Here is a 7,367-nt window from a genome sequence, read left to right as displayed (position 1 = left end):
CCTTACTGGCTGTAAGGGATATTAACCATAAATATATTGTAGTAGAAGATGGGAGAATTTATATGACATTTTATCAGGAGTTGCAGTTAAATCAGGCAGGTTCTAAAAACCTGTTGAAAAAGAGTGAAACACTAAAAGAAAAATTATATCATATGTGGGTATATCTGGTGAAGATAGCTGTTACATTGGCATTTTGTTTTTTCTTTGTTAGTATTTTCAGCATCCTATTTGGAAATGAGAACAGCATTGTAGGTGTAGTGGTCTTATTATGTCTCATGGTGTTTAGAAATGCGGATCTGGGGATCCACACCGGACAATCTACGATGCTTTTGGCTTTGTTCTTTGTAATTATGACTGTATGTCCGCATTTAGCAAATCAGTTTTCACCGGTATTGGGAATGCTGTTAAATATTGCGGCACTGGCTGTGTTGATTCTGTTCGGATGCCATAATCCATTCATGTTTAATCAATCTACATTGGTTCTTGGGTATCTGCTGCTATATGGTTATGATGTTACGGGAAAAAGCTATCAGATGCGATTAGTCGGAATGGCTTTAGGTGCAGCACTTACCTGCTTCGTATTTTATCGAAATCATAAAAACAGAACTTATAAAAGAAATCTGAAAGATCTGATACAAGAATTTGATATCACTTCTTCCAGAACAAAATGGCAGATATGTCAGATTTTATGCGTACCGATTGTCCTTTGCATTGCAGAACTTTGTAATATGCCACGTGCAATGTGGGCTGGTATTGCGGCCATGTCCGCGATTTTGCCGTTTATGGAAGATATGCACTACAGAGTCCGTAAAAGGATTGTCGGAAATATTGCAGGTGTTATATGTTTTACAGTATTATATTTTCTGCTTCCTTCGTCAATCTATGCATATATAGGAATTCTTGGTGGAATCGGTGTAGGACTTTCAGCACAATATGGCTGGCAGGCAGTATTTAACACATTTGGTGCTTTAGCCATTGCTGCAGAGACTTATGGACTACAAGGAGCGGTTAGTCTTAGAGTGATTCAAAATGTTTTTGGTGTTGTGTTTGCTTTAGCATTTTGTGTTATATTTTATTGGTTTATGTCTAAAAAAAAGGAAAGTGATGTGACCGTACATGCAGAGTGAAGTGAATCAGGAAGAAAATTTGAATAGAATTATTACGGTTCCTAATCTTCTTTCTTTTTTTCGGCTTTGTCTGATTCCGGTAATTATATGGAGTTATTGTGTAAAGAAAAATCCTCTGTTAGCTGGTGAAATCTTATTGCTGTCTGGTTTTACGGATCTTGCTGATGGATATATCGCAAGAAGATTCCATAGGATTAGTAATTTAGGAAAAATACTTGATCTGGTGGCTGATAAGCTGACACAGGCAGCGATGTTAATCTGTCTGTTTACTCGGTTTCCGCATATGCTTCTTTTAATCGTAATAATGGCAGGTAAGGAGCTGTATATGGCAGTCAGTGGATGTCTTGTGATACGAAAGACAGGAAAAGTACACGGTGCAGACTGGCATGGAAAGATAGTAACCTTTTTATTATATGGAACTGCAGCGGTGCATATTATATGGTTCCACATTACACCTATGGTATCAGATCTGTTGATTGGTTTGTGCGCTATAATGATGGTCATATCAGTCGCTCTGTATATTATCCAGAATACCAGGACTCTTAAGGGAGAGACTGTATAAGCAATTTTATATTGCAATGACTAGAAAAATATTTAGGAGAAGATAGATTATTTGTATGAGAGGTCTAGAATATACAATATCAGGATTTGGAAAATTTCTTATTGTGATAGCAGTAAGTATTCTGGGAATTTCTTTATATAGAAAAATATAATAAAGGAAGTCAAAAAATAATGTTTTGGTGTACAGAACAGGATTTTTTGATTTTAGAAAGAAACACTTATCAAATTAGAATGCAGGCGTGTAAATGAGAAAATACATAACAAAAGCAAGTGAAAGAATAGGGGTAGAGAGTACATCCAGGGATGGAAAGAGGGCACAAGTTGTAAGTTATAGTACTTGTGAAAATTTTATAATCAGATTTTGTGATGGGAAAGAAATGAAGTTAAAAAATTGGAGATACTTTATTGAGGGAAACTTCAACTATGAAAAACATTTTAAAGCTCCAAGAAATAGAGAAGAGCGAATTGGCGAGAAAAAGGTAATGAATAATGGATTGACTGCTGAGGTTATTGAATACAGGGGGAGTCATGATATGGATATTTTGTTTGAAGATGGAGGAAAAAGAACGGGAGTATCCTGGCGGGATTTTTGTATCGGTAGTATTGCACATCCTACAATTCCTGGAGGAAATGTATCACAAAATGAATTGGTATTAAGATTTTATTTAGAGTCATTGGGGTTTGTTCGAATTCCACAACGTTCAAAGCGTTCTGACAGAGTTGGTTTAGAAGGGAAAGAGCTTGATTTATATAATGATAAGCTGAAAATAGCGATTGAGTATGATGGTGAATATTCTCATACTAAAAATAAAGATGATGAAGGAAAGAATAAAATAGTTGAAAAGTTGGGAATAAAACTTTATCGTTTTAGAGAACCGGGATGTTCTGGTGTTAGTGGAAGAGACTATATTTTAGAGGATAGTAGATTTATGTCAGCTTCATTGGAATGTTGCCTGAAAAGTTTTGTCAGAGATGTTCTCAAAAAGGATGATAAGTTTATAAACTTTGAGAAAGATAAACGTACAATAAAGGAATATGTATCAAATAATAAACGTGCAACGATTCATTTATATGAAAAGAAAAAAATGAATAATGGTATGGTTGCAGAAATCATTAAAATGTCTAGTTGTCGAAATATCACTGTACAGTTCGAGGATGGAGAAATTGTATATCATAAATGTTATCAAAGTTTTGTTAAAGGAAATATTTCACATCCCAAAGATACAAGTCTGGCAAAAAAGAATCAAAGATTAAATTTACGAAAACAAATGAAGAACGGGATGATGGCAGAAGTGATTGAATATAATTTGAGTAATGATATCAAAGTGAAGTTTGATAATGGAGAAATAGTAAAAACAAGATGGGAAAGATTTAGTACAGATAGTGTAGCAGTACCTTCCTGTTATGCAAGAAATCATATAGGGGATAAAAAAATTCAAAACAGAGGTAATGAGGAGGTGGAGATTATTGAAGTAAAAGATGCAAATCATATCACCGTTAAATTTAAAGATGGCACTATTGTGAAAGATAGAAAATATGAGGATTTTATTCACGGAGCTATAGGTAAACCTGGGATTCCGCAACTGAGGCGTACTTTGAAAAATGAACGGTTATGGACAGAGAAGATAATGAGAAATGGAATGAAAGCTAAAATAGTTAGATATGGTTCTGCAAATGATATTGATATTAAGTTTTCAAATGGAACAATAGTTCTGCATAAAACATATGCAAATTTCTGCTCTGGAAGTGTGGCATGTAAATAATGAGGAAAACAATTCGCAAATGTGCTCACTTGAGTCAGGAAGTGCTGATGAGAATATAGAAACAATGAAAGCGTATATGTGTAAGCAACGAGGAATGCACTTTGGTTCGAAGATTTCCAGAGAAGAAATTACAAAAAAAGTAAATCAGAGCAAATATGAAAAATACTGCTATATAACCAATAGGCTCAGAAGGGAACAATTCCCTCTGGGCCTTTTTAAATATTCCTCGAAAATTGAGAATTACATATGTTCAATTCTTTGTATTAGGTATATATTTTGAAAAGTTATCCGGTTATACTGACAATATCAAAAGGGAGAACTGTCAGAATGAGGTGAGCAGATGGATACAGCACAGAGAATAAGGTTAATTCGGATGATTGAAAAAATAGAGAAGAACCCAGAATTCAGTAGTAAAATCGGTGTGAGAAATACATCTGAGTTTGTATCAAGTAAACAATCAAAAAAATGAATGATTCAAATCATAACAGGAGTCAGAAGGAGTAGAATATGTTATCGTTACTATTTACTATATGCATGATCTGGTTTATTGGAAAATTTTTTATATTTGGTGTAAAAGCATCCTGGGGAATCTTAAAGTTGCTCTGTACAGTTGTATTTTTTCCGGTGATTTTGATAGGAATGGTTGTTGGTGGACTGATTTATATTGCATTTCCATTGTTGATCATCGGCGGAATCATTGCACTTATATCATCTAACTCATAAAAATACGAGGAGGGAAGAAATTATGGGATATGATATAGAAAAAGAGAAACGAGAAGCGATTGAAGCAGGACAACGAGCGTTAAGTAGTCTTCGGACAGCAAAAGAAAACCTGAACAGTGCAAAAAATTGGGGACTGGTGGATATGTTTGGCGGTGGATTCTTTTCTACGATGTTGAAACACTCCAAGATGGATCAGGCCAGACAAAATATGGAACAGGCGAAATATGATCTTCGTAATTTCAGTAGGGAATTAAATGATGTGAACATGGCTTGTAATCTGAACATCAATACTGGAGATTTCTTATCCTTTGCAGATTATTTTTTTGATGGATTTGTTGTGGATTGGATGGTGCAGGATCGAATCAATAATGCCAGACATCAGGTGGAAGAAGCTATCCGCAGAACGGAATACATCATAAACCAGTTACAGTATATGTAAAGGAAAGAGGCAGTGGACCATAAATAGGTTCGCTGCCTTGTTTTTCATACTTATTTCTGTTTCTTTTTTTCTTCTCTGAGCAATTCGATGTTTAGTCCCTGCTCTCCGGCTGTTTTATCAACCCAGAGATTCAGGGAATCTATTGCCAAAGAAATTTCATCCAGTTTGTTACTGATAAAAGCAAAATCCTTGATCTCATCATCGCTGATCTTACCGTCACGGGCAATCTGGATCAGACGTGTGGTAAGAGGATTAATCTCATTCAGACTGGCAATGGTTTCCAGGATTATATTGGATAAATCAGAAACTTCGACCTCCGGGACATAACGATGACCGATTTCGCATTTATGAGAGCAGTAATAATTGCAGAGATCCGGGCGCTTGTAAGCATCAGCCATCTGGATGATATCGTAAGGTGTGGGTTCCTGCATTTCATATTCAAACTTTTCAATTTTAGAATCAGAAACAGCAGTCATTTTTTCACTGGCTTCTGATCTGGTGAGACCGGCTTTTTCCCGGCAAATCTGATAAATTGTCTTATTTTCTCTCGTAGATTGTTTCCCCATGAGAATAACCTCCCTGTATATCGCGAACATGAGGATTATCAGGCATTAAGTCCACATGCTGTGCGTGTATTTCCTTTATAGATTTTATTATACTTGAAGCATCAGTAAACAACAAGATTATAAATGGATAGGAAGCCAGAAAGACTACTGGTTGCTGAAAATCGGTATAAAGAATTCAAAAAGTCAGGGAAAAAACCAAGTGATTTTTGCAAGGAAAATCTTAGAATGTCTGACGTAAAATCATATGATTACGTGTTTAATTATTTTTCTAATTCCGGGATTCTTGTGGAAGTAATAAAAGAGTATCATAGAACAGCTAAGATTCCAAAAGGTGAATATACGCTGCCCGATTTGTTCAAATAAAAAAATTGCCTGGTTCAGAAAAATAAAAGATAATTCAAGATGCGGAAACCCTTAAAAAATGGTGTGCTACCCGTCAAGTAGACAAATTAAATAACGAAAATTTTTTCTTCCCCGGTACAGTTTATGTACCGGGTTGTTTATGCAACGTTTTCTAGTTTTTGTTCATGGAATTCCAGTGGTGTAAGCACCCCAAGATTTCGTTGAACTCTTTTGTTTGTGTAATAATCTATGTATTTCTCTATGGCAAGCATTAATTCTTCTTTTGTTTTATACTTTTTGCCATAATACATTTCTTGCTTCATTAGTCCCCAGAATCCTTCCATAGGACCATTATCGATACATCTTGCCACGCGAGACATACTTTGTGTCATTCCAGCAGCTAAAATTCGCCGCCTAAATGCTTTCGAAGTATACTGATAGCCTCGATCACTATGAAATAGTGGTGTAGCTCCTGGATTCGCTGCCACAGCTTTGTCAAATGTATCAAAAACAAGAGGGTTATCATTTCTGGTGCTATATACAAAAGCGACAGGTCTCCTATCGCATAAATCAAGTATTACGCTTAAATATAGTTTACCTTTTTTATCGTCTTCTCCAACACCATATTTGAATTCTGATACATCTGTTACCCATTTCTGATTTATCATGTCCGATTTAAATTCTCTATTAAGGATATTTTCGGCAACATAAGCTGGATCAGATGCAGGTTTAGTACAACAATTATACCGATGCTTTATATATGACTGGATTTTCTTTTTGCGGCAAATCCTTAAAACACGTTTGTCATTAACAGCTATTTTATAATCATGTGCTAGAGTATCCCTTATACGTCTATAACCCATATCTGGATGTTCATCATGAATCTTTGTAATGGTATCGGCTATGCGTTCATTAAGATTATCATTATCACTATTTACATGACCTAGCCATTTATAATAGGCTGATCTAGCTATTCCAGCAAACTCGCATAACGCCGATATTGAGTATGTCTTATTTTCATCAGATAATTCTTTGATTGCAAGGTATTTTGTTGTATTGCGTGTCTTGGTCAGGTTCATCTCCTCTCTATTTCGTCGAGTTTTTTTAAGAAATCAATCTCCATTTGTTGCTGCTGTGTTTGAGCTTTTAGTAGTCGGTTTTCAGCTTTCAACTTTTCAATATCTGATAATTGAGAAATCGCTTTGTTCTTACCTCGTCGATCATATAATCCTTCGATTCCTTTATCTTTATATTTTCTAACCCATGCATAAACTTGTCCGTAGGAGCAACCATATTTATTCGCTGTAGAAGCATAATTACATCCCGTGTTTATGCATTCTTCGACAATGTTTATTCTTTCTTCAAGGGTTGTATTTTTTCTAGCACCGTTTTTAGCCATGAGATATACACCTTCTTTTCTGGAATTTGTTAAATCTTCATGGTTATTATACTGCTTAATCCATGTACGAACAGTACTTGGTGCATGAATTTTGTATTTTGCAGCTAAATCCTGACTCGTTATATTGCCTCCAAGATATTCAAGAACAATCTTCTTCTTAAATTCTGCAGAGTAATTACATAAATCAGCATTTTGCTTTTCTAGACCGTCTTCTCCAAATGTTTCGTATTTATGACCCCACCTGCGGATAATACTAGCCTCAATTCCATACTCTTTACCTAATTTCCAATAAGAGATTCCATCCTCAAGGTGTTTTTTTACGAGCTCAAGTTTCAACTCCTTACTATACTGTTTCCTAGACATAAAAATATGCTCCTCATATGATAGATTTTTGGATATTTCCATTGTCTACCATATGGGGAGCATATCAAAATCAAGGACTTCCGC

8 protein-coding genes are annotated in these 7,367 nt (G+C 35.4%); 5 read left to right on the top strand and 3 right to left on the bottom strand.

Going from position 1 to position 7,367, the window contains the following annotated elements; translation table 11 throughout:
* Window positions 1-62 precede the first annotated feature (62 nt).
* From PG418_RS17910 to PG418_RS17890, 5 genes are all read left to right on the top strand, one after another.
* Window positions 63-1,127 carry an FUSC family protein gene (locus PG418_RS17910; RefSeq protein WP_498837816.1) on the top strand — a complete coding sequence of 355 codons (1,065 nt, stop codon included), beginning with the start codon at window positions 63-65 and terminating at the stop codon, window positions 1,125-1,127.
* Window positions 1,117-1,689 (top strand): CDP-alcohol phosphatidyltransferase family protein, encoded by a 573-nt coding sequence (locus PG418_RS17905; protein ID WP_498837815.1) that lies wholly within the window; start codon window positions 1,117-1,119, stop codon window positions 1,687-1,689. The genes PG418_RS17910 and PG418_RS17905 overlap by 11 nt, the downstream gene beginning before the upstream one ends.
* A gap of 244 nt (window positions 1,690-1,933) precedes the next feature.
* Window positions 1,934-3,451 carry a PDDEXK family nuclease gene (locus PG418_RS17900; RefSeq protein WP_498837814.1) on the top strand — a complete coding sequence of 506 codons (1,518 nt, stop codon included), beginning with the start codon at window positions 1,934-1,936 and terminating at the stop codon, window positions 3,449-3,451.
* 507 nt (window positions 3,452-3,958) lie between these two features.
* Window positions 3,959-4,174 carry a hypothetical protein gene (locus PG418_RS17895; RefSeq protein WP_055248899.1) on the top strand — a complete coding sequence of 72 codons (216 nt, stop codon included), beginning with the start codon at window positions 3,959-3,961 and terminating at the stop codon, window positions 4,172-4,174.
* Window positions 4,175-4,196: 22 nt separating this feature from the next.
* Window positions 4,197-4,613 (top strand): hypothetical protein, encoded by a 417-nt coding sequence (locus tag PG418_RS17890; RefSeq protein WP_008369083.1) that lies wholly within the window; start codon window positions 4,197-4,199, stop codon window positions 4,611-4,613.
* A 50-nt stretch (window positions 4,614-4,663) separates the two neighbouring features.
* Here PG418_RS17890 and PG418_RS17885 read toward each other — a convergent pair whose 3' ends face one another.
* From PG418_RS17885 to PG418_RS17875, 3 genes are all read right to left on the bottom strand, one after another.
* Window positions 4,664-5,179 carry a helix-turn-helix domain-containing protein gene (locus tag PG418_RS17885; protein WP_044998574.1) on the bottom strand — a complete coding sequence of 172 codons (516 nt, stop codon included), beginning with the start codon at window positions 5,177-5,179 and terminating at the stop codon, window positions 4,664-4,666.
* 500 nt (window positions 5,180-5,679) lie between these two features.
* Window positions 5,680-6,600: an IS3 family transposase gene (locus tag PG418_RS17880; protein WP_498837813.1), complete on the bottom strand. Its 921-nt coding sequence runs from the start codon at window positions 6,598-6,600 to the stop codon at window positions 5,680-5,682.
* Entirely contained in the window at window positions 6,597-7,283 is a 687-nt protein-coding gene (locus PG418_RS17875) for a helix-turn-helix domain-containing protein (protein ID WP_211134210.1), read from the bottom strand. The genes PG418_RS17880 and PG418_RS17875 overlap by 4 nt, the downstream gene beginning before the upstream one ends.
* Between the last annotated feature and the right edge of the window lie 84 nt (window positions 7,284-7,367).

It is taken from the genome of Bariatricus sp. TF06-38A (assembly GCF_027690675.1).
In the GTDB taxonomy this organism is placed as follows: Bacteria; Bacillota; Clostridia; order Lachnospirales; family Lachnospiraceae; genus Allocoprococcus; species Allocoprococcus comes.
The sequence above is the reverse complement of the archived record's forward strand: the minus strand, read 5'-3'. Positions and strand labels throughout refer to the sequence as shown.